The following is a 250-nucleotide window of genomic DNA, read 5'->3' on the forward strand; positions in this document are numbered from 1 at the left end:
GCCGTCGTGGATCGCATCAAAGCTCTCACCAGGGCGAGGCACAACGTAGAAATGACAATGAGGGTGTGATTCGTCTGTGTGCTCCAGCACCGTTTGCAGGCGGTCGCCATAGCGCCCTTGGAGCCATTCCAGGGCATCGCCCTTGATCCGCACCCATGCAACCGGGTCAGTGCCGTCCGGGGCAGAGAAAACGCCACCAAGCAGGCACAGGGCGTCCTTGCGGGTCTTTCTCCCTATGGCGTCCGTGGTG

The 250-nt window shown here is 61.6% G+C and carries 1 pseudogene; it reads right to left on the reverse strand.

Going from position 1 to position 250, the window contains the following annotated elements:
- Positions 1-250: pseudogene (locus KZZ06_RS21715) on the reverse strand (plasmid recombination protein); the annotation flags it as partial.

Source organism: Sulfitobacter sp. CW3, assembly GCF_019392245.1.
In the GTDB taxonomy this organism is placed as follows: domain Bacteria; phylum Pseudomonadota; class Alphaproteobacteria; order Rhodobacterales; family Rhodobacteraceae; genus Sulfitobacter.